Annotated in this window: 16 protein-coding genes; 13 read left to right on the forward strand and 3 right to left on the reverse strand. The window is 71.7% G+C overall.

The genetic code is table 11. The features are described 5' to 3' along the window. Positions 1-179 precede the first annotated feature (179 nt). The 8 genes from EV382_RS00140 (at position 180) to EV382_RS00175 (ending at position 9,485) form a co-directional block, all read left to right on the forward strand. Positions 180-1,514 carry an MATE family efflux transporter gene (locus EV382_RS00140; protein ID WP_130399645.1) on the forward strand — a complete coding sequence of 445 codons (1,335 nt, stop codon included), beginning with the start codon at positions 180-182 and terminating at the stop codon, positions 1,512-1,514. Positions 1,515-1,636: 122 nt separating this feature from the next. Continuing rightward, entirely contained in the window at positions 1,637-2,479 is an 843-nt protein-coding gene (truB, locus tag EV382_RS00145) for a tRNA pseudouridine(55) synthase TruB (protein WP_244236888.1), read from the forward strand. A 75-nt stretch (positions 2,480-2,554) separates the two neighbouring features. Next, positions 2,555-3,484, forward strand: coding sequence for a bifunctional riboflavin kinase/FAD synthetase (locus tag EV382_RS00150; protein WP_130399647.1), 930 nt, complete (start codon positions 2,555-2,557; stop codon positions 3,482-3,484). A gap of 200 nt (positions 3,485-3,684) precedes the next feature. After that, the gene (gene rpsO, locus EV382_RS00155; RefSeq protein ID WP_030337594.1) at positions 3,685-3,954 is read left to right on the forward strand and encodes a 30S ribosomal protein S15; all 270 of its coding nucleotides are present in this window, start codon (positions 3,685-3,687) and stop codon (positions 3,952-3,954) included. Positions 3,955-4,180: 226 nt separating this feature from the next. Continuing rightward, positions 4,181-6,562 (forward strand): polyribonucleotide nucleotidyltransferase, encoded by a 2,382-nt coding sequence (locus EV382_RS00160; protein WP_130399648.1) that lies wholly within the window; start codon positions 4,181-4,183, stop codon positions 6,560-6,562. A 47-nt stretch (positions 6,563-6,609) separates the two neighbouring features. Beyond that, positions 6,610-8,037 carry a M16 family metallopeptidase gene (locus EV382_RS00165; protein ID WP_130399649.1) on the forward strand — a complete coding sequence of 476 codons (1,428 nt, stop codon included), beginning with the start codon at positions 6,610-6,612 and terminating at the stop codon, positions 8,035-8,037. Between the two features lie 60 nt (positions 8,038-8,097). Continuing rightward, positions 8,098-8,865 carry a 4-hydroxy-tetrahydrodipicolinate reductase gene (gene dapB, locus EV382_RS00170; RefSeq protein ID WP_130399650.1) on the forward strand — a complete coding sequence of 256 codons (768 nt, stop codon included), beginning with the start codon at positions 8,098-8,100 and terminating at the stop codon, positions 8,863-8,865. Between the two features lie 149 nt (positions 8,866-9,014). Further along, entirely contained in the window at positions 9,015-9,485 is a 471-nt protein-coding gene (locus EV382_RS00175; RefSeq protein ID WP_130399651.1) for a GNAT family N-acetyltransferase, read from the forward strand. Between the two features lie 119 nt (positions 9,486-9,604). Here the strand turns inward: EV382_RS00175 and EV382_RS00180 are convergent, their stop codons facing one another. Next, a complete protein-coding gene (locus EV382_RS00180; RefSeq protein WP_130399652.1) occupies positions 9,605-11,701 on the reverse strand; it encodes an amylo-alpha-1,6-glucosidase in 2,097 nt (698 codons plus the stop codon). Positions 11,702-11,846: 145 nt separating this feature from the next. On the opposite strand from EV382_RS00180, the gene EV382_RS00185 reads away from it, so the two are divergent. The 4 genes from EV382_RS00185 (at position 11,847) to EV382_RS00200 (ending at position 16,192) form a co-directional block, all read left to right on the forward strand. Then, on the forward strand, positions 11,847-12,836 hold the full coding sequence (locus EV382_RS00185) for a LacI family DNA-binding transcriptional regulator (RefSeq protein ID WP_130399653.1): 990 nt from the start codon (positions 11,847-11,849) through the stop codon (positions 12,834-12,836). A gap of 24 nt (positions 12,837-12,860) precedes the next feature. Continuing rightward, complete coding sequence (locus EV382_RS00190; RefSeq protein WP_130399654.1) at positions 12,861-14,111, forward strand: sugar ABC transporter substrate-binding protein; 1,251 nt, start codon at positions 12,861-12,863, stop codon at positions 14,109-14,111. A 70-nt stretch (positions 14,112-14,181) separates the two neighbouring features. Further along, a complete protein-coding gene (locus tag EV382_RS00195) occupies positions 14,182-15,303 on the forward strand; it encodes a carbohydrate ABC transporter permease (protein ID WP_130399655.1) in 1,122 nt (373 codons plus the stop codon). A gap of 1 nt (position 15,304) precedes the next feature. Beyond that, entirely contained in the window at positions 15,305-16,192 is an 888-nt protein-coding gene (locus EV382_RS00200; RefSeq protein ID WP_130399656.1) for a carbohydrate ABC transporter permease, read from the forward strand. Positions 16,193-16,234: 42 nt separating this feature from the next. On the opposite strand, the gene EV382_RS00205 is transcribed toward EV382_RS00200, so the two are convergent. Then, positions 16,235-16,810, reverse strand: a complete 576-nt coding sequence (locus EV382_RS00205) for a GNAT family N-acetyltransferase (RefSeq protein WP_130399657.1) — start codon at positions 16,808-16,810, stop codon at positions 16,235-16,237. A gap of 35 nt (positions 16,811-16,845) precedes the next feature. Between EV382_RS00205 and EV382_RS00210 the strand changes: the two genes are divergently transcribed. Further along, complete coding sequence (locus EV382_RS00210; protein ID WP_130399658.1) at positions 16,846-18,120, forward strand: glycosyltransferase family 87 protein; 1,275 nt, start codon at positions 16,846-16,848, stop codon at positions 18,118-18,120. Here EV382_RS00210 and EV382_RS00215 read toward each other — a convergent pair. Continuing rightward, positions 18,019-18,570 carry a GNAT family N-acetyltransferase gene (locus tag EV382_RS00215; RefSeq protein ID WP_130399659.1) on the reverse strand — a complete coding sequence of 184 codons (552 nt, stop codon included), beginning with the start codon at positions 18,568-18,570 and terminating at the stop codon, positions 18,019-18,021. The genes EV382_RS00210 and EV382_RS00215 overlap by 102 nt on opposite strands. Between the last annotated feature and the right edge of the window lie 23 nt (positions 18,571-18,593).

The following is an 18,593-nucleotide window of genomic DNA, read 5'->3' on the forward strand; positions in this document are numbered from 1 at the left end:
TGCTCCCCGGTTGGGAGCCTCGGACAGGGTAGTGAGCGTCGCAAACGGGGATGGCGGCGACAGGGGGCGCGTTCGGGCCGGAAGCGGAAGTCGACCGCCGACAGGTCGGTAAGCGGGCGGATGCGTAAGCCACCAGTGGTCTTGCGATCCTTACAAGGCACGTGCGAGGATCGGCGACGATGAGCCAGCTGACCCCCACCGCCACCACCACCGACGGGTCCGCCTCGGCGCGCCGGATCGCCAGCCTCGCCCTGCCGGCCCTCGTGGTGCTCGCCGCCGAGCCGCTCTACGTGCTGGTCGACACCGCCGTGGTCGGTCACCTCGGCCGGGTGCCGCTCGCCGCGCTCGCCGTCGGTGGCACGGTCATGACGCTCACCGCCTGGGTGGGCACCGTGGTCGCCTACGGCACCACCGGGCGCGCCGCCCGCCGCTTCGGCGCGGGTGACCGGGCCGCCGCGGTCACCGAGGGCGTCCAGTCGTCCTGGTTGGCGTTCGGGGTCGGGCTGCTGATCGCGATCGGCATGCAGGTCGGCGGAGGCGCGCTCGCGCGTACCCTCGCCGGTGGTGGTGGCGAGGTGGCCGACGCCGCCGCGCAATGGCTGCGGATCGCGGCCCTCGGCGCCCCCGGCCTGTTGCTCGCCGCCGCCGGCAACGGCTGGCTGCGCGGTGTGCAGGACACTCGCCGCCCGTTGCTGTTCGTGCTCGGCCCCAATCTGCTCTCCGCGCTGCTCTGCCCGTTGCTGGTCTACCCCGCCGGGCTGGGTCTGGTCGGCTCGGCGGTGGCGAACGTCGTCGCGCAGACGCTCTGCGGGGTGCTCTTCGCCGCCGCCCTGGTCGCTGAGCGGGTGTCGCTGCGGCCCCAGCCCCGCATGATCCGCCAGCAACTGGTGCTCAGCCGGGACCTGCTGATCCGGGGCCTGGCGTTCCAGGCCAGCTTCCTGTCCGCGACCGCCGTCGCGGCCCGCTTCGGTGCCGCCGCCGTCGGCGCCCACCAGATCGCCCTGCAACTCTGGTTCTTCACCGCGCTGGTGCTCGACGCCCTGGCCATCGCCGCGCAGTCCCTGGTCGGGGCCGCGCTCGGGGCCGGCGACGACGCGGGCGCGCGGGCGCTCGCCCGCCGGGTCGGGTTGCTCGGTGGTGTCTGCGGCGTGGCGTTCGCGCTGCTCGTCGCCGCCGGCGCCGGCGTCGTGCCGTCGTGGTTCAGCTCCGATCAAGGGGTACGCGAGCAGGCCATGGTGGCCTGGCCGTGGTTCGTCGCCATGCTGCCGCTGGCCGGGGTGGTGTTCGCCCTCGACGGCGTGCTGATCGGCGCCGGCGACGTGCGTTACCTGCGCAACCTCACCATCGTGGCCGCGCTCGGCGGTTTCCTGCCGGCCATCTGGCTGGCGTACGTGTTCGATCTCGGGCTGGGCGGTATCTGGGCCGGGCTCACCCTGTTCGTGGTGATCCGGCTGGTCGCCCTGCTGCTGCGACTGCGCAACGGCAGCTGGGCGGTGACCGGCGCGGTCCGCTGAGGGCCCGTGTTGGCGCCGCGGGTCACGCCGGGCCTGCCCACGCGGTGCGGGGTGGGTGCCATCTGGCAGGCTTGGCAGACGTGAGCACCGATGGTCTGATCGTGGTCGACAAGCCCGGCGGCATGACGTCGCACGACGTGGTGGCGCGGATCCGCCGGCTGGCGAAGACCCGACGGGTCGGGCACGGCGGCACCCTCGACCCGATGGCGACCGGCGTGCTGGTGATCGGCGTCGGACGGGCCACCCGGCTGCTGACCTACGTGATCGGCGCGGGCAAGAGCTACACCGGCACCATCCGCCTCGGTCAGACCACCGTCACCGACGACGCCGAGGGCGACGTGACCGCCACCGCGCCGGCCGGTCAGGTCACCGACGACGCGATCCGGTCGGCGCTGGCCGGGCTGAGCGGCGAGGTCGACCAGGTGCCGAGCGCGGTCAGCGCCATCAAGATCAACGGACAGCGCGCGTACAAGCGGGTCCGCGACGGGGAGAGCGTCGAACTGCCGGCGCGACGGGTCACCATCTCCCGGTTGGAGGTGCTGGCGATCCGCCGTACCGAGCCGGACGTGGTGGACGTGGACGTGGACGTGACCTGCTCCTCCGGCACGTACATCCGGGCCATCGCCCGCGACGCCGGTCTGGCGCTCGGCGTCGGCGGGCACCTCACGGCGTTGCGGCGTACCGCGGTGGGTGGCTTCACCCTCGCCGAGGCGGCGACCCTCGACGAGTTGGAGCAGCGCGCCCCCGACGTGGTGAACCTGCCACTGGACGCGGCGGCCGACCGCTTCTTCGCGCGCCGGGAGGCCACCCCCGACGAGGCCCGGGTGCTCGCCCACGGCGGACCACTGGACCCGGCCGGCCTCACCGGCCCGTACGCCGTCTTCGGGCCGACCGGTGCTCTGATCGCTATCGTCAGCGAGCGGGACGGGCGGGCGCGGGCGGAGATCGTGCTCGCCCCGGCCTGACGCGGGGCGCAGGTCCGCCGGCCCGCAGCCGGCGGTGTCGACCCGCCGGCCGGCGGGACAGCAGAGAGGAACGGCATGCAGCGGTGGCGGGGCTACGACGCGGCGCCCGGCGGATGGGGACGCTCGGTGGTCACCATCGGCGTCTTCGACGGCGTGCACCAGGGGCACCAGGCGACGATCGGGCACACCGTGGCCCGGGCCCGCGAGCTGGGCGTGCAGTCGGTGGTGGTCACCTTCGACCCGCACCCGGCCGAGGTGGTCCGCCCCGGTTCGCACCCGGCGATCCTCACCGAGCCGGCCCGTAAGGCCGAGCTGATCGAGGCGCTCGGCGTGGACGTGCTCTGCGTGGTGCCGTTCACCCCGGAGTTCTCCCGGGTGCCGGCCGAGCAGTTCGTGCACGACGTCCTGGTCGAGCACCTGCACGCGGCGTTGGTGGTGGTCGGCAGCAACTTCCGCTTCGGGCACCGGGCGGCCGGCGACGTGGCGTTGCTGGAACGGCTCGGTCAGACGTTCGGCTTCGGCGTCGAGGGCGGCCCGCTGGTCGCGGCGGACGGCACGGTCTTCTCCTCCACGTACATCCGTTCCTGCGTCGACGCCGGCGACGTGGGCGCGGCGGCCGCCGCGCTGGGCCGCCCACACCGGGTGGAGGGTGTCGTGGTCCGCGGCGACCAGCGAGGGCGGGAACTGGGCTTCCCCACCGCCAACCTGCTCTGCCACCGCTACGCGGCGGTGCCCGCTGACGGGGTCTACGCGGCCCGGCTGATCCGTCGCGGCCAGCATGAGCCGCTGCTGGCGGCGGTGTCCGTCGGCACCAACCCGACCTTCTCCGGCCGGGAGCGGCGGGTGGAGGCGTACGCGCTGGACTTCAGCGGGGACCTGTACGGCGAGCGACTGGCCCTGGACTTCGTGGCGCACCTGCGGGGTCAGGTCCGGTACGACTCGATCGAGCCGCTGATCGCCCAGATGCATCAGGACGTCGAGCGCACCCGACGCGCGCTGGCCTGATCGTCGCGGGGGTGACGGGCCGCCACCGAGGCCCTTCGCCGGGTGTTACCGGTGAGTGCTGGTAGTCTTGCCGGGACGTCGGGTGACCGGCGTGGGGCCTCGCGTGCCTGCTCGACGCCGCGGGTGCGAGGAACCGGTCCGTTCCCGGTCCATCGGGACGACGGACACCCACTTGATCAACCCATCGAAACAGGGAGAACATGGCGCTCGATCAGGAAGCCAAGGCCAGCATCCGCGCGGAGTACGCGACCGCCGAGGGCGACACCGGTTCGCCGGAGGTTCAGGTCGCGGTCCTCACCAAGCGGATCGCGGAGCTGACCGAGCACCTGAAGGTGCACAAGCACGACCACCACAGCCGCCGTGGGCTGCTGCTGCTGGTCGGCCGGCGCCGTCGGTTGCTCAACTACGTCCAGAAGAAGGACATTGCCCGCTACCGGTCGCTCATCGAGCGGCTCGGTCTGCGCCGGTGACGTGACGGGGGAGTGGCCGGACGGCCGCTCCCCCGTGCCGCGTCCCACCTGAAGAAACACGGGCCGCGCGACCACCCGAGAGGGAGCCGGTCAGCGTACCGGTCTCCGGTAGTGGCCCCCGGGAACCCGGCATGATGCCGACCACCCGGGCGCTTCGATCGAAGACCGGCCGGCTGAGCAGCTCTCCGATGTCGTGGGCCCACGACGCGAAGGAGCACGACAGCACATGACCGAGACCAAACTCGGCACCGAATCCCGCACCGCCGTGATCGACAACGGGTCCTTCGGCACCCGCGAGATCACCTTCTCCACCGGTCGGCTGGCCCGCCAGGCCGCCGGTTCCGTCATCGCCCAGCTGGGCGAGACGGTCGTTCTCTCCGCCACGACCGCCGGTAAGCACCCGAAGGAGCAGTTCGACTTCTTCCCGCTGACCGTCGACGTCGAGGAGCGGATGTACGCCGCGGGCCGCATCCCCGGCTCGTTCTTCCGCCGGGAGGGTCGCCCCAGCGAGGACGCCATCCTCACCTGCCGGCTGATCGACCGGCCGCTGCGCCCGTCCTTCGTCAAGGGCCTGCGCAACGAGGTCCAGGTCGTCGAGACCGTCCTGGCGCTCGACCCGCAGCACCCGTACGACGTCGTGGCGATCAACGCCGCCTCGATGTCGACCAAGCTGTCCGGCCTGCCGTTCTCCGGCCCGATCGGTGCGACCCGGGTCGCCCACATCGACGGCCAGTGGGTCGCCTTCCCGACCCTGGAGGAGCTGGCTCGGGCCACCTTCGACATGGTCGTGGCCGGCCGCACCCTCGACGACGGCGACGTCGCGATCATGATGGTCGAGGCCGAGGCCACCCCGAACGCCGTCGCCCTGATCTCGGCCGGTGCCACCGCCCCGACCGAGGAGATCGTCGCCAGCGGCCTGGAGGCCGCCAAGCCGGCGATCCGTGAGCTGTGCCGCGCGCAGAGCGAGCTGGCCGAGGTCGCCGCCAAGCCGGTCACCGAGTTCCCGGTCTTCCTGGACTACCAGGACGACGTGTACGACGCCGTCTCCGAGCTGGCCCGCGGTGACGTGGCCGAGGCGATCACCATCGCCGGCAAGGCCGACCGCGAGGAGGCCCTGGACCGGGTCAAGGCCCGGGTCGCCGAGGAGCTGGGTGCTCGGTTCGAGGGTCGGGAGAAGGAGCTCAGCGCCGCCTTCCGGTCGCTGACCAAGTCCGAGGTGCGCAACCGGGTCCTGCGCGAGCAGGTCCGGATGGACGGGCGTGGCCCGCGTGACATCCGGCCGCTGACCGCCGAGGTCGGCGTGCTGCCGCGGGTGCACGGTTCGGCGCTGTTCGAGCGGGGCGAGACCCAGATCCTGGGCGTCACCACGCTGAACATGCTCCGCATGGAGCAGATGGTGGACACGCTGTCCCCCGAGAACCGCAAGCGCTACATGCACAACTACAACTTCCCGCCGTACTCGACCGGTGAGACCGGCCGGGTCGGCTCGCCGAAGCGGCGCGAGATCGGCCACGGCGCTCTCGCCGAGCGTGCGCTGATCCCGGTGCTGCCGTCGCGCGAGGAGTTCCCGTACGCCATCCGGCAGGTCTCCGAGGCGCTCGGCTCCAACGGCTCCACCTCTATGGGTTCGGTCTGCGCCTCGACGCTGGGCCTGCTCTCCGCGGGTGTCCCGCTGAAGGCGCCGGTCGCCGGCATCGCGATGGGGCTCATCTCCGACGAGGTGGACGGCAAGACCGAGTACGTGACGCTGACCGACATCCTCGGCGCCGAGGACGCGTTCGGTGACATGGACTTCAAGGTCGCCGGCACGCCGGAGTTCGTCACCGCGCTCCAGCTCGACACCAAGCTCAACGGCATTCCGTCGGACGTGCTGGCCGCCGCGTTGCAGCAGGCGAACGAGGCCCGGCAGGTCATCCTCGGCGTCATGAAGGCCGCGATCGAGGCTCCGGCCGAGATGTCGGACTACGCGCCGCGGGTCACCACCGTCAAGATCCCGGTGGACAAGATCGGCATGGTGATCGGCCCGAAGGGTCAGACCATCAACGCGATCCAGGACGAGACCGGCGCCGAGATCTCCATCGAGGACGACGGCACGATCTACGTCGGCGCCACCAACGGCCCGTCGGCCCAGGCGGCCGTCGACCGGATCAACGGGATCGCCAACCCGACGCTGCCGAAGCAGGGCGAGCGGTTCCTCGGCACGGTGGTCAAGACCGCCGCGTTCGGCGCGTTCATCTCGCTCCTGCCGGGCCGTGACGGCCTGCTGCACATCTCCAAGGTGGGCGACGGCAAGCGGGTCGAGCGGGTTGAGGACTTCCTCAACGTCGGTGACCGGGTCGAGGTTGAGATCGCGGACATCGACGCCCGCGGCAAGATCTACCTCGACAAGGTCCGCCCGGAGGGCACCGAGGCTCCGGCCGCCGGTGAGGCCGCCGCTGGTGACCGCCCGGCTGGGCGGGACCGGGGCGACCGGGCTCCGCGTGACCGCGGCGACCGTGAGCGCGGCGGCGACCGTGGCGGGCGTGGCCCGGAGCGCGGCGGCGAGGGTGGCGGCGGAGAGGGTGGCGAGGGCGGCGAGCGTCCCCGTCGCCGGACCCGGCACAGCTGACCGTCGCACATCGCATCACCCACCCCTCGTCGAACCGGGAGCACCACGTGAGTCGGGCCTTCAGCGCGCCGTTTCCACCGGATCGACGGGGGGTGGCCTCGACTGGCTGGCAAGCCAGTGAGTCGAGTCGAGTTCGGGACACCGGGGCGGGCCGCTCCGGCGGCACCGCCCGCGCGGTGACCCGGACAATCAGCGACGACCCGCTGGGCGGCACGGTACGACGTACCGTGCTCCCCAGCGGCCTGCGTGTCCTCACCGAGGCGATTCCGGCGATGCGGAGCGTCTCGTTCGGCATCTGGGTGGCGGTCGGCTCGCGCGACGAGACCGGTCCGCAGGCCGGTGCCGCGCACTTCCTCGAACACCTGCTCTTCAAGGGCACCCACAAGCGCACCGCGCTGGAGATCTCCTCGCAGATCGAGGCGGTGGGCGGTGAGACCAACGCCTTCACCACGAAGGAATACACCTGCTACTACGCCCGCGTGCTGGACGAGGACCTGCCGCTGGCGATCGACGTGATGTGCGACCTGGTCGCCGACTCGCTCCTGGAGCCGGCCGACGTCGAGACCGAACGTGGCGTGATCCTGGAAGAGATCGCCATGCACGACGACGAGCCGGGTGACGAGGTGCACGACCTCTTCGTCCAGGCCATCTACGGCGACCACCCGCTGGGTCGGCTGATCTCCGGCACCGCGGAGACCGTCACCCCGATGACCCGCCGGCAGATCCAGAACTTCTACCGGGGTCGCTACACCGCGCCGCAGATCGTCATCGCCGCCGCCGGCAACCTCGACCACGCCGCGGTGGTGAAGCTGGTCCGCCAGGCCGTGCGTGGCACCCCACTGGACAGCGACCCGGCCAGCCCGGCGCCGTACCGCGCGGCGACCCCGGCGGTACGCACCAAGCCGGCGACCACCCTGGTGGAGCCGAAGGAGACCGAGCAGGCGCACGTCATCCTCGGCTGCCCCGGCATCGACCGGCTCGACGATCGACGGTTCGCCCTCGGCGTCCTCAACAACGTGCTCGGCGGCGGCATGTCCAGCCGCTTGTTCCAGGAGATCCGCGAGCAGCGCGGTCTCGCGTACTCGGTCTACTCCTACGCCAGCCAGTACGCCGACAGCGGCCTGTTCGCCGTCTACGCCGGCTGCGCGCCGGGCAAGGTGGACGAGGTGCTGGCCCTGACCCGCGCCGAGCTGGCCCGGGTGGCCGCCGAGGGGCTGACCGAGGCCGAGGTGGCCCGGGGCAAGGGGATGAGCAAGGGCTCCTTCGTGCTCGGCCTGGAGGACACCGGTTCCCGGATGAGCCGGCTGGCCAAGGGTGAGCTGCTCTACGGCGACCTGATGCCGGTCGACGAGCTGCTCCGCCGGGTCGACGAGGTCACCGTGGAGGACGTGAACGTCCTCGCCGCGGAGCTGCTCACCCGCCCGATGTCGCTGGCCGTGGTGGGTCCGTTCGGCGCTAACGACTTCGCGGTCTGAGGGGGCTGTCACTGCCGGTCCGGCTCAGCAGCGCATCCCGACTGGGATAGGTTGTGCCCCGTGACTGACGAGCAGGAGAAGACCCCCGCCGAGCTGGTGCGCGTCGGCGTGTTTGGTGCCCGCGGCCGGATGGGCATCGAGGTCTGCAAGGCGGTCGACGCCGCCGACGACCTCGAACTCGCGGCATCGATCGACCAGGGCGACAACCGCTCCGCCGTTTCCGGCGCCCACGTGGTCGTCGACTTCACCACGCCGGACGTGGTCATGGACAACCTGCAATGGTGCATCGAGCAGGGGATCAGTGCGGTGGTCGGCACGACCGGCTTCACCGAGCAGCGGCTGGCGCAGGTGCGCGGCTGGCTCGCCGACAAGCCCGAGGTGGGCGTGGTCATCGCCCCGAACTTCGGCATCGGCGCGGTGCTGATGATGCAGTTCGCCGCGCGCGCCGCCCGACACTTCGAATCCGTCGAGATCATCGAGCAGCATCACCCGCGCAAGCTGGACGCCCCCAGCGGCACCGCCACCCACACCGCACGGCAGATCGCCCAGGCCCGGGCCGAGGCCGGCCTCGGCCCGTCGCCGGACGCCACCAAGGACGAGGTGCCGGGTGCGCGCGGCGCCGACATCGACGGGGTACGCGTCCACGCGGTGCGCGCCACCGGCCTGGTAGCCCACCAGGAGGTGCTCTTCGGCGGCACCGGCGAGACGTTGACCATCCGGCACGACTCGTACGACCGGGTGTCGTTCATGCCGGGCGTGCTGCTGGCCGTCCGCGCGGTGCGCAACCGCCCCGGCCTCACCGTCGGCCTGGACGCACTGCTCGACTGACCGCTCCGCACCCCCGCCCGCCAGTCCGTGCGTGTCTGCGGGCCCGCGCCCGCGACGCCTGTGCACCGTGCAGATTTTGGACACTTTCCGTTAGCAGCTAACGGAAAGTGTCCAAGATCTGCGGGTACGGGTCGGGTAGCATCCGCCGGATGATCGGTGGGGAGCACGTGGACCGGAGTGGGCGGCGCGTCACCCTTCGGCCGGTCGACGACGACAACTGGCGGGCGGTGGCCGATGTCGCCCCGCGTGACGACCAGCGCACGTTCGTGGCCGCGCTGGGCGCGCGCTACCTGTTGCTCAGCAGCCGTTCCGAGGTGTGGACCTCGTTGGCGGTCTACGCGGACGAGACCGTCGTCGGGCACGTGATGTGGGGCGTGGACGACGACGGCTCGCACTGGATCGGTGGGATGCTGATCGACGCCGCCGAGCAGAACCGTGGTGTCGGACGGGCGACGGTGCGAACTCTGGCGGCCTGGCTGTCCGCACGGGAGGGCAACCCCCCGGTCCGCCTGTCGTATCACCCGGACAACACCCAGGCCGCTGCCCTCTACACCTCCCTGGGCTTCCACCCCACCGGCGACACCGACGACGAAGAACTAATCGCCGAGCTCCACCCCTGACAACCAACCCAACCCCCCCCTGACCCCGTTGATCATGAAGTTGTTGCCACGACACGCCGGTGGGACGGGCAACAACTCCATGATCAGCTGGAGGGTGGGGGAGGGGGATCGGGACGGGGTCAGGGCGTGGTGGTTGTCAGGGGGCGGCGTTGGGTGGGGAGGGATAGGGGCGTGGGGAGGCCGTGGACGGTGGCTTCGCCGCTGCGGTCGACAGTGACGTTCACCGGGGTGTTGGCCACGCGCAGGCCGTTGGCCGTGACGGCACCGAGCTCGGCTCCCGCCAGGGGTGCCAGTCGGACCGTGCCGCCCGGTACGTCCGGGTAGAGCCCCGTGGCGGCCTGGAGCAGCAGCACCGCGCCCGCCGCCGCCCACGCCTGCGGTCGGCACGCGGCCGGGTACGGCACCGGCCGATTCACCAGTGCACGGTCGTCGCCGCCGTACAGCTCCGGCATCCGGTAGTCGAACGCCTCGGCCGCGCTGAGCAGCCCGTCGGCCAGGCCGAGCGCGGCCTCGCGGTGCCCGGCGCGGGCCAGCCCACCGAGCACGATCGCGGTGTCGTGGGTCCAGATCGAGCCACAGTGGTACGACAGCGGGCTGAAGCCGGCGTCGTCGCTGGACATGGTTCGTAGCCCGAACCCGGCGGCCAGGGTGTCGGTGGTGAGCAGTTGGGCGACCTGTTGCTCCTCGTCCCGGTCGAGCAGGCCGGTGCCGAGCAGGTGGCCGATGTTGCTGGTCAGCGAGTCGACCGGGCGCTTGTCGCGGTCGAGGGCGAGCGCGGGTTGCGGGCCGTGGCGGCCGTCGACCCAGAAGCTCTTCCGGAACCGGCCGACCAGCGCGGCGGCGTGTTCGCGCCAACGGTCGGCGCCGGGGCGGCCGAAGGCGTCCAGCAGGGCGGCGCCGTTGACGGCGGCCTCGTGCGCGTACCCCTGCACCTCGGCCAGGACGATCGGCGCGGTGGCCAGGGTGCCGTCGTGGAAGCGGACGGCGTCGCCGGAGTCCTTCCAGCCCTGGTTGGAGAGCCCGTGCCCGGTGGTGTCGATGTACTCGACGAGGCCGTCACCGTCCGGGTCGGCGTGCTCGCCGAGCCAGCGCAGCGCCGCCTCCAGGTGCGGCAGCAGGGGCTCGACCTGCTCGGCGGGCATTCCCCAGCGCCACGCGTCGTGCAGCAGGTTGACCCAGAGCATGGTGGCGTCGACGGTGCCGTAGTAGGCCGGTGGAAGGCGCAGGCCGTTGTCGGGCAGGGCGAACGCGTGGCGGCGCAGCTCGTGCAGGATCTTGCCGGGGGCCTCGCCGGTGGTCGGGTCGACCCGGGTGCCCTGCCGTCGGGCGAGCACGCGCAGGGTGCCGGCGGCCAGGTCGGTGCCGAGCGGCAGCATCATCCGGGCGGCCCAGAGGCTGTCCCGGCCGAACAGGGTGAGGAACCAGGGCACCCCGGCGCCGAGGAACACGTCCCCGGGTGCGCCGGTCTCGGCCAGTCGGAGGCCGCGCAGGTCGTCCAGGCTGCGGTCGAGCAGTCGGACCAGGCGTCGGTCGTCGGCGGTCACCGTGGGGCGGGACCATTCTGGTTCGCCGGCCGGGCTGACGACGACGGCGCGCGGGTCGTCGACGGTCACCTGCCAGCGCAGCACGGCCGCACCGCCCGGGGGCAGGTCGATGGGCCAGGCCAGCCGGGGCGCGGTGGCCCGTTCGCCGTCGGCGAGTACGTCGGCGCCCGGTGCGGTGACGGTGACGGTGATTCCGGTGGACGACCAGGTGAGCGTGCCCGGCTGGCCGGTCGTGGCCGTCAGCGCGTCGGTGGCGCCGCCGGACTTGACGACCTCGATGGGTGCCAGGTCGCAGCCGAGGTCGATGGAGACGGTGGCCCGTACGCCGACCGTGGCGGTGGAGACGATCCGCAGTTCCTCGGTGAGGCCGTTGTGGGTGGCCCGACGGACCCGGTCGACGCGGACGGTGGGGTCGGGCGTGGGGTCACCGAGCCAGCGGGCGAGGCTCACGAAGCGCGCGCCGTGCGGGCCGTCGTCGCCGCGGGTCAGCCCTTCGAGCTCCCGTTCGTCGACCCGCAGCTCGGCGCGGGACAGCACCCGGGCGTCGGCGTGGAAGACGCCCTGGACGCCGGTCGGGCGGATCTGCCCGGTCGCGTCCCCCAGCGCGCTGGTCGGGGCGAAGAGCACCCCGACCAACTCGTGCAGGAGGGGTTGCAGCTGGCGTTCGATCACGGTGTGGCTCCAGATCCTCGGGGTGCGGGGCGGGCATCTTGACAACGCGCCCCCGGCGGTGCAAAGTGCGAAACATTCCAGAAACTTGAACGATCCAATCCTGCCTTATCCAAATTGGATCGTTCAAGATGGCGAGAGGGATTAAGTGCCCGAAAAGGTGACCATCGCGACGGTGGCCCGGCATGCCCGAGTGAGCCGGCAGACGGTGTCCAACGTGCTCAACGCGCCGCACATCGTGCGGCAGGAGACCCGTCAGCGGGTCGAGGACGCGATCAACGCGCTCGGCTACCGAGCCAACCAGGCCGCCCGACAGATGCGCACCGGCCGGTCCCGCCTCATCGCCGCCCGGATCGACCCGACCCGCGACGGCATCAACGGCTCCGTGCTCGACCGCTTCCTGCACGGCCTCACCGAGACCGCGGACGCCGCCGGCTACCGGGTGCTGCTCTACACCGCCACCGACGACGACCGGGAGATCGCCACGTACGGTGATTTGCTCGGCACCTACGAGTTGGACGCGTTCGTGCTGGTGGGCACCAAGTACGGCGACCCGCGTACGACCTGGCTCGCCGACCGGGACGTACCGTTCGTGACCTTCGGTCGCCCCTGGGACGCGCTCGACGCGCACCCCTGGGTGGACGTGGACGGCGCCGCCGGCACCGCCCAGGCCACCCGGCACCTGCTGGACGCCGGGCACCGGCGGATCGCGTTCATCGGCTGGCCGAACGGCTCCGGTGTCGGTGACGACCGGCGGGCCGGCTGGCGTGACGCACTGCGCGCCGCCGGCGTCGACCCGACCGGGCTGCACCGGGAGACCGAGGACGGCATCGCCGAGGGCGAACGTCTGATGCGTGACCTGCTCGTCGCCGTGACGCCGACCGCCGTGGTCTGCGCCAGCGACTCACTCGCCCTCGGTGCCCTCCAGGCCATCCGCGGCGTCGACCCGCCCGTGTCGGTGATCGGCTTCGACGACACGCCGGTGGCCGCCGCGGTCGGGCTGACCAGCGTCAGCCAACCGCTCGGCGACGCCGCCGCCCGCTGCGTGGACCTGCTCACCGGGGTCCTCGACGGCGACCACGGCACCCCCACCCCCGTGCTGCTCCAGCCCTCGCTGGCGCTGCGGCACACCGCGTAGTCACCCCCCCCACCAGGAGAAACCATGGCACCTCGACCCTTCACCCGGGCAGCGGTGGCCGGCCTCACGGCCGTCGCCCTGTTCGGCTCCGCGGCCTGCGGCAGCGGCTTCGACGATTCGTCCGGCGACGCCGCCCAGTCCAGCGGCCCGGCCAGCCTGCAGATCCTGATCGGCTCGTCCGGCGAGGCCGAGACCAAGGCGGTGCAGGACGCCGCCGTGAAATGGGCCACCAGCTCCGGCAACACCGCGACGGTCACCCCGGCGCAGGACCTGACCCAGCAACTCGGCCAGAGCCTGGCCGGCGGCACCCCGCCGGACGTCTTCTACGTGGACGCCGCCCGGTTCGCCGACTACGCCAGCGTCGGCGCCCTGGAGCCGTACGGCGACAAGATCAGCAACTCGGGTGACTTCTACGAGAGCCTGCGCACCACGTTCACCTACGACGGCAAGCTCTACTGCGCACCGAAGGACTTCTCCACCCTGGCCCTGCAGATCAACACCGACCTGTGGACCAAGGCTGGGCTCACCGACGCCGACGTCCCGACGACCTGGGACCAGCTCACCGCCGTCGCCCAGAAGATCAAGGCCAAGGGGCAGGTCCCGCTGGCCCTCGGCGACACCCGGGACCGGATCGGCGCGTTCCTGGTGCAGAACGGCGGCTGGCTGGTGAGCAAGGACGGCAAGCAGCCCACGGCGGACACCCCGGAGAACCTGGCCGCCCTCCAGTACGTCAAGACGATGCTCAGCACGGGCCTGGCCAAGTACCCGAAGCAGCTCGACGCCGGCTGGTCCGGTGAGGCGTTCGGCAAGGGCAAGGCCGTGATGACCATCGAGGGCAACTGGATCAAGGGTGCCCTGCAGAACGACTTCCCGAACGTGAAGTACAAGGTCGTGGCACTGCCGGCCGGGCCGAAGGGGCAGGGCACGCTCTCCTTCACCCAGTGCTGGGGCATCGCCGCGAAGAGCAGGTACAAGGACCAGGCGATCAAGTTCGTCGAGGCGATGACGAGCGGCGAGCAGCAGATGGCCTTCGCCACGGCGTTCGGTGTCATGCCGTCCCGCCAGTCGGTGCGTGACCAGTACACCGCGGCCTTCCCGGCGGACAAGGTGTTCATCGACGGGGCCGCGTACGCCCAGGGCCCGGTCAACGCCCCGAAGATGGACAGCGTCCTCAAGGACCTCGACACCGGTCTGCAGAGTCTGACCAACGGCGACCCGAAGACCGTGCTGCAGAACTTCGACAAGAACGCCAAGGCGGCGCTCGGCGGCAGCTGAGGTGTCGGCGGGGGCCCCGGCGACCACCGGGGTCCCCGCCACACGTCGGTCGCAGAGGAAGGGAGGGACGATGGCAACCGACACACAGGCCGCCGTGGCGACCGCGCCCGGACCGGGCCCCCGCCGGCGCAGGGGCGGCATCCGGAGCAACGAGAACCTCGCCGGTTGGCTCTTCGTCACGCCGGTGATCGCCATTCTGGGGCTGTTCCTGCTGCTGCCGATCCTGATGGCGCTCTGGGTCAGCCTGACCGACTGGAACGGCCAGGGCAGCCCCTTCACCGGCGACGTCCCGTTCGTCGGCGCGCACAACTACACCCAGTTGTTCACCGAGGACGGGCTGGCCCGCCGCGACTTCATGACCAGCATCCGCAACAACATCTACTACGTGACGATCGTGGTGCCGACGCAGACCGTGCTCGCACTCGGCCTGGCGCTGATCGTCAACAACCGGATGCTCAAGGGCAAGAGCTTCTTCCGCAGCGCCTTCTACTTCCCCTCGGTCACCAGCTCGGTCGCGATCAGCGTGGTGTTCCTGTTCCTGTTCGCCAATTCCGGCGCCGTGAACGCGCTGCTCGGCGTCGTCGGAATCGACGGACCGGAGTGGTTCGCCGACTCCCGCGGCGTACTGCACCTGCTGCTCGGCGTGGTCGGCGTGGACTCGCCACCGGCGGCACTGGCCGACGGCGGCCCGTTCGGGCTGACCTGGTGGGACTGGTTGGCTGGCCCGAGCGTGGCGATGATCTCGATCATCACGCTGGTCGTCTGGACCACCTCCGGCACCTTCATGCTCATGTTCCTGGCCGGGCTGCAGAACGTGCCGGTCACGCTCGACGAGGCGAGCACCCTCGACGGCGCGTCCCGGTGGCAGCGCTTCCGGCACGTCACCCTGCCGCTGCTGCGGCCCACCACCTTCCTGGTCCTCACCCTGGGCATGATCGGCTCCTGGCAGGTCTTCGACCAGGTGTACGTGATGAGCCAGGGCGACCCGGCCAAGACCACGCTCACCCCGGCCTACCTGTCGTACCGGACCGCCTTCCGGGACTTCGACTACGGCTCCGGCGCGGCGATCTCCTTCGTGCTGTTCCTGATCATCATCGTGCTCACCGTGATCCAGCGCCGGGCGCTGGCCGAACGGGACACCGACCGGCCGCGACGCGGCTGGTGGCGTCGACGCGTACCGGAGAGGTCCTGAGATGGCCGTGCTCACCGACCGCCCGGCGGCGGCGCCCGCGCGGCGCGACGAACGCGCGGCCCGCACCCTGGCCACCCGCTTCCTGGGGTACGCCACGCTGGTCTTCTTCGGGCTGGTGTTCCTCTACCCGTTCGTCATCCAGATCGGCAACTCGCTCAAGACCGAACCGGACGCGGCGGCGAACCCGCTGTCGCCGTTCCCGGACCCACTCACCCTGGCCGGCTTCGAACGGATCTTCGCCGGCACCAACTTTCCCCTGTGGCTGGGCAACTCGCTGCTGGTGACGGTGCTGGTCACCGTCGGTCGGGTCTTCTTCGACTCGCTCGCCGGGTACGCGCTGGCCCGCCTGCGGTTCCGGGGCCGCAGCGGCCTGTTCGCCGCCGTCATCGCGGTGATGGCGGTGCCCGGGGTGGTGCTGCTGATCCCGAAGTTCCTGGTCCTCAACCAGTTGGGCATCTACAACAGCTACGCCGGTCTGGTGGTGCCGCTGCTGGCGGACGCGGCCGGCGTGTTCATCATGAAGCAGTTCTTCGAGTCGATCCCGGTGAGTGTCGAGGAGGCCGCCCGCATCGACGGGGCGAGCATCTTCCGCACGTTCTGGTCAGTGGTGCTGCCGATGGCGAAACCAGCGCTGATCACCCTCACCATCCTGTCGTTCCAGGGCTCCTGGAACGAGTTCCCGCACAGCCTGGTGTCGGTGCAGGACCCGGACCTGTTCACCCTGCCACGGGGTCTGGCCGACCTGGTCAGCGGTTCACTCGGCAGCGGCACCCAGTACCCGCTCAAGCTCGGCGCCGCGCTGCTGGCCACCATCCCGGTGGCGATCATCTTCGTGGTGTTCCAGCGGTACTTCGTCCGCGACGCCAACGACGGCTCGGACAAGGGCTGACCCGGGTCGGTGTGGCGGCCCCGACCGGGGCCGCCACACCGGTCACTCGACCTTCTCGGCCGGTACCGCCACGTGCAGGCGCACCTGAGGCACCAGCATGTCGTCGACATCCAGCGCCCGGGCCGCCCCGTCGGGCTCCCACCCGGTGCTGGTGAGGAACGAGCGGGTCGCCTCGTCACCGTCGAACGCCCAGGCCACCGCCCGACTCATGCCGTCCTCCCGCCACAGGTCGACGGTGGCGGCGAGCAGCCGACTGCCGTGCCCCCGCCGACCCCAACGCGGCTCCACCAGCAGATCGGTCACCGCCGCCACGTCGGGGCCGAGCGCGTCGGCCGGCTCGCCCGGGGCGAGGGCCTCGCTGTCGGCCGGGCCGGAGGCGGCGAACCCCACCAGATACGATTGCTCGGCCTGTTCGACGGCGACCAGCACCCGGTGCGCGCCCGAGGGGGGCTCCAGCACCGCGGCGCTCCACCGCCGGGCGAGGAACGCCTCGTCCAGGTTGTCGAGCACATGCCGAGGCAGGATCCGGCGGTACGCGACCCGCCAGGTCGCGAGCTGGATGCGTGCGATCTCGCCGGCGTCCTCGGGACGCGCCGGGCGGACGTACCCGAGAGCCATGGGACGGAAGCCTACGCAGGGCGAGGGGGACGACGGTGGCGCAGGGTGCCAAGAAGACGACCGCGCAGGTCGTCGGGGTGGTGGTGCTCGCCGCGGCGGTAACCGGGTTCCTCGCCGTCGCCGCCGTCCGCCACGGGTTCTTCGACCTGAAGGTCTACTACGGCGCGTTGACCTGGTGGGTGCGCGACGGCGGGGAGATCTACGACTACCTCAAGCCGGGCACCCAGTACGGCTTCACCTATCCGCCGTTCGCCGCGCTGGTCATGCTGCCGATGGTGTACCTGCCGTGGTCGGCCGCGATCGTGGTGAGCGTCCTCGCCAGCGTGGCCACCACCACGGTGCTGATCTGGTGGTTGGTGGACCCGATCGCCCGCCGCGCCGGCTGGACCCGGTGGTTCGCCCTCGCCGTGGCGCTCTGCCTGGCCGCCGCGTTCGAGCCGATGCGGGAGACCGTCAACTTCGGCCAGGTCAACACGCTGCTGCTCTTCCTGGTGGCGGTGGACCTGCTGCGGCTGCTGCCGGCCGGCAACCGGTGGACCGGAGTGGGCATCGGCCTCGCCACGGCGATCAAATTGACCCCTGGCGTGTTCATCGTCTACCTGCTGGTGACCGGGCGGTGGCGGGCGGCGCTCACCGCCAGCGGCACGGCCGCCGGGGTGTCGCTGCTGGCCGCCGCGCTCTTCCCGGACGCGTCCCGGGAATTCTGGACCGAGGCGCTGTGGAACACCGGGCGGGTCGGCGAGCTGGCCTTCGTCTCCAACCAGTCGTTGCGCGGGGTGGTCGCCCGGCTGAACCCGGAGCACCCGAGCACCCTGCTGTGGTTGCTGTTGGTGCTCGGCACCCTGGCGCTGTGGGCCTGGCGGTCCCGGGCCGCGGTCGCGGCCGGCGACGAGGCGACCGGGCTGGCGCTGACCGGCGCCGTGATGTGCCTGGTCAGCCCGGTCACCTGGGTGCACCACCTGGTCTGGCTGCTGCCCGCGTTGATCCTGCTGGTCGACAACGCGATGGCCGCGCCGGCCGGCCGCCGCCGGCGGGTCCTGCTGGTCGCCGCGACCATCGGGTACGCGCTGCTGATCAGCCGAACCGTCTGGTTCTGGGAGAAGGACTTCACCGGTGTCGACGGCTTCCTGGGCAGCAACGCCTACGTGTGGATCAGCCTGGCGCTGCTGGCCTTCCTGCCGATCCGCCGGTGGTTGACCCCGGACGGGTCAGCGGTCGAGGCGTCCGGCGTACCGCAGCTCGACCAGCCCGACCGGCGGGCCCCCGCCGGCCAGAGGCACCTGGTAGGTCGACCGTTCACCGTCCGGTGACAGTCCGGCGCGCTCGCAGAACCGGCGGGCCCGCTGGTTGTCCGCCAGCACCCACGCCCGGTACCCGGCCCAGCCCCGCTCGGTGAGCCCCTCGCGGGCGGCGTCCAGCAGCGCGGCGGCGGTTCCATCACCCCAGCAGCGGGGCTCCACGTACAGCCCCACCACCTCGCCGACCGTCGGGTCCAGGTCGTCCCGGTCCTGGTTGCGGCGGTACGGCCCGAAGGTGGTGAAGCCGACGACCACCCCGTCCACCTCGCCGAGCAGGGTGGTGAACGGGTGCTCCGGATCGGCCGTGCCGACGTCGCGACGGCGCTGCGCCCAGGCCACCACGTTGAGCCGCCCGAGCACCTCGTCCGGCATGAAGCCGGCATAGCCCGCCTGCCAGCCGTGCACGTGCACCCGGGCGACCGCCTCGGCGTCGTCCGGCTCCTCTCGGCGGATGGTCAGCATTGCACCGTTCTATGCCCCGTCGG

This window comes from Micromonospora violae (assembly GCF_004217135.1).
GTDB lineage: Bacteria > Actinomycetota > Actinomycetes > Mycobacteriales > Micromonosporaceae > Micromonospora > Micromonospora violae.